The sequence below is a fragment of the Nocardia sp. NPDC059764 genome (assembly GCF_042732555.1).
Classification (GTDB): domain Bacteria; phylum Actinomycetota; class Actinomycetes; order Mycobacteriales; family Mycobacteriaceae; genus Nocardia.
The window spans coordinates 1-3,125 of sequence record NZ_JBHWHH010000323.1 but is presented as its reverse complement, the minus strand read 5'-3'; the positions used below and the strand labels follow the sequence as shown (position 1 = coordinate 3,125).

4 protein-coding genes are annotated in these 3,125 nt (G+C 71.3%); 3 read left to right on the top strand and 1 reads right to left on the bottom strand.

Annotation, left to right across the window (positions count from 1 at the left end; translation table 11 throughout):
- Positions 1-72: 72 nt before the first annotated feature.
- Positions 73-789, bottom strand: a complete 717-nt coding sequence (locus tag ACFV4K_RS35255; RefSeq protein WP_379280632.1) for an alpha/beta fold hydrolase — start codon at positions 787-789, stop codon at positions 73-75.
- A 165-nt stretch (positions 790-954) separates the two neighbouring features.
- Here ACFV4K_RS35255 and ACFV4K_RS35250 point away from each other — a divergent pair, with 165 nt between their 5' ends.
- The 3 genes from ACFV4K_RS35250 to ACFV4K_RS35240 all read left to right on the top strand — a co-directional run bounded on the left by ACFV4K_RS35250 (position 955) and on the right by ACFV4K_RS35240 (position 3,078).
- On the top strand, positions 955-1,347 hold the full coding sequence (locus ACFV4K_RS35250) for an OB-fold nucleic acid binding domain-containing protein (protein ID WP_379280631.1): 393 nt from the start codon (positions 955-957) through the stop codon (positions 1,345-1,347).
- A 245-nt stretch (positions 1,348-1,592) separates the two neighbouring features.
- Positions 1,593-2,198: a DUF3159 domain-containing protein gene (locus ACFV4K_RS35245; RefSeq protein WP_357094102.1), complete on the top strand. Its 606-nt coding sequence runs from the start codon at positions 1,593-1,595 to the stop codon at positions 2,196-2,198.
- 298 nt (positions 2,199-2,496) lie between these two features.
- Positions 2,497-3,078 (top strand): sigma-70 family RNA polymerase sigma factor, encoded by a 582-nt coding sequence (locus ACFV4K_RS35240; protein ID WP_357195933.1) that lies wholly within the window; start codon positions 2,497-2,499, stop codon positions 3,076-3,078.
- Positions 3,079-3,125 lie beyond the last annotated feature (47 nt).

Genomic DNA, 3,125 nt, shown 5'->3' with positions numbered 1-3,125 from the left:
GACAGCCGGGCCTCGGATCCGACGATCGTGGTCGGCTGGGCCGGAGTTCTGCTGCGGTGGGCCGGAATTCGGTCAGGGGGTGGTGACGCGGCGAGGGAAGAAGGCATTGATGCCACGGGTACCCAGAATCGAGGGGTCCGAACCCAACTCGTCGAGGGTGATCCGGTGCAGCGTGGCGTGGGGGAGGTGCGCGGCCCACTGCTCGGCCACCGCCAGCGGGTGCACCGGATCGTCGACGGCGGCGATGATCTCGACGGGCGCGCCGACCCGGCTGAGCAGCGCGGGTTCGGGCCAGGCGTAGGCGGCGGCCTCCTCCAGCGCGGACGGCAGTTCCGGCCACTGGGAGGTCCAGGAGCGGGTCAGGGCGTCGGCCAGCCAGGCGGGGCTGGATGCGCGCATCCGGTCGATGACGGCGTCGAGGCCGTCGGCCCGCAGCTGGGCGGCGGTGGCGGCGGCGGACAGGGCCGCGGGGCAGCCGGTGGTGTCGGCGCCGGTCCAGGCGGGCAGGGCGGCGACGACGCCGAAGACCGCGTCGGGGTGTTCGGCGGCCCAGTCCACGGCGACGGCCGCGCCCAGTGAGATCCCGGTGACCAGGACGGGTCCGGAGCGGGCGGCGGCATCGAGCGCGGCCCGGTAGCTCTCGATCACGGCACGCGGGTCCGGGTCGACCGCCAGGAACGGCAGATCCAATGCGGCGCAGGCGGATCCGAAGGCGCGGCGGGCGAAGTGGGCGTCGGAGCCGGTTCCGGGGAGGGCGACGGCGACCGCCGGACGGGGAAGATCGGGCACCGGCCGACTGTAGCGGGGACGGGCGCGCGTGGCGGGTGCAGCCCGTCCCATCTACAGTGGCGGAGGTACGGCCACGAGCGGTCGGGTGGCAAACCGCCGGCCGACGTGGAAGGAACGAACGACGTGAGACCCACGCCGTCCGAGCTCTACAGGAGAGCGTGCGAGATGCCATCCTCGGGTGGGAAGGACACCCCGTCAGGCTATTTCCGGCGACTCGGCCGCAGACTGACGGAGGACCTGGATCGTTTGGATGCCGAGGAGCTCGCCGAGACGTCGGAGGCGTCGGGCGCGTCCCGGGCATCGGAATGCCGGCGTGGTGAGGAAGTCACCATGGTCGGCCGGCTCCGCAGTGTGGAGGCCTGTCCGAAGGCCGGCGGGGCGGAAGTGGCGGCCGAGTTCTTCGACGGCACCGACAGTGTGGCGCTGGTGTTCATCGGCAGGCGTCGTATCCCGGGAATCGAACCGGGCCGTCGTATTCTGGTTCGCGGCCGCGTCGGTGAACGCGATGGCGGCAAGGTCATCTACAACCCCTACTACGAACTGCGCGGGAATTCCTGACACTCATGCCGAACCCCACCAGCAGCGGCGACGAGGGCCGCGGCCCCGCCGAGCCCTATGGCGCGCCCGCCTTCGATCCGCCCACGGTCCAGCTCAACGCGGTACCGGAGGCCGGTGAGACCCCCTGGCGGCTGGACAAGGCGCTGCTGGACGACGACATGCAGGCGCTGGTCGACGCCGAACGCGCGGCCGACCAGGACCACGAGGGCGCCGAGGACGGCCCCGAGCCCACCCTGCTCGAGCAGATGGGCGGACTGTCGGGCCTGATCTACTCCTCGCTGCCGGTGCTGGTGTTCGTGCCGGTGAATTCGCTGCGCGGCCTGACCGCCGCGATCTGGGCGTCGCTGGCCGTGGCCGCGGCGATCCTGGTGTGGCGCTTGGTGCGTCGCGGTCCGATCCAGCCCGCCATCTCCGGTTTCCTGGGGGTGGGCGTGTGCGCGTTCATCGCCTACCGGATGGGTGAGGCGAAGGGCTTCTTCCTGTTCGGCATCTACGCGAGCCTGGTGTACGGCGGGGCGTTCCTGCTGTCGCTGGTGGTGCGCTGGCCATTGGCCGGCGTGATCTGGGGCGCCCTGAACGGGCACGGCACCGGGTGGCGTTCGGACAAGCGCGCCATGCGGCTCTACGACATCGCGACCGCGGTGTGGGCGCTGGTGTTCGTGGCCCGGTATCTGGTGCAGAACCACCTGTACGCGGCCAACAGCACCGGTCTGCTGGCGGTGGCGCGTATCGGTATGGGGTGGCCCTTGACCGCGGTGGCGGCGCTGGTGACCTTCTGGGCGGTCCGCAAGGCCGGACATCTGCCCTCTGCCACGGCGAAAACGGCCGGGACCTCGGACTCCGCCGTCTAGCTCAATCGTCCATTTCGGGCACTTATCGCGCTAAATCCGCGTCGCGCAACACCTTCGGGGCCGTTGGGGGACGGAAGGGGGTGACCAACCCACCCCTGGGGTACCTATTTCGGCGGCCCCCCGGCGAGCACGATCTTTCTCAGAAGCTCTCACAGGCTACGGAGAAAGGAACGCGGTGTTGAGTACCGACGGCAAGGCAGTGGCAGCGCAGGAACGGGGCGAGGGGCTCGGGACCGCGGTGCAGATTGCAGCCTCGCGCCGGCACCCGGCGGGGCGGGGAGGCAGCAAGACCGGCAGTGTGGCGACGTCGGAGTCCCGGCGCGCCGCAGCGGAATTGGAGAAGCTGATCGGCCCGGCCGCCGCCGGTGACCGCGCCGCCGTCTCCGAGATCCTCAAGATCGTCTATCCGCTGGTGCGCCGCTACTGCGCGGCTCGCATGGGCGGCGCGGGCCACCTGCACGTGACCGCGGACGATGTGGCGCAGGAGATCTGCCTGGCGACGGTGCAGGCCATCCCGCGCTACCGCGACCAGGGCAAGTCCTTCCTGGCTTTCGTCTACGGCATTTCGGCGAACAAGGTGGCCGACGCGTTCCGGCGGGCGCAGCTGCACCCGGCCTACCCGGTCGCCGAGTTCCCCGACGCCCCGAACACCGAGGCGGGCCCGGAGGAGCGGGCGCTGGCGATGGAGACCCGTCGCGCCACCCGCGACCTCATGCAGGTGCTGTCCTCGACTCACCGTGAGGTGCTGGTCATGCGGATCGTGCTGGGCTGGACCGCGGCCGAGACCGCCGAGGCCATCGGCACCAGCCCTGGCGTGGTGCGGGTCATGCAGCACCGCGCGCTGAACCGGCTGCGCGCCGAACTGCGGGAGGCGTCCTGAGGGTTCGGGGGATGAAGACGGCGAATGGGCCGGGCGCAGGGGGTGCG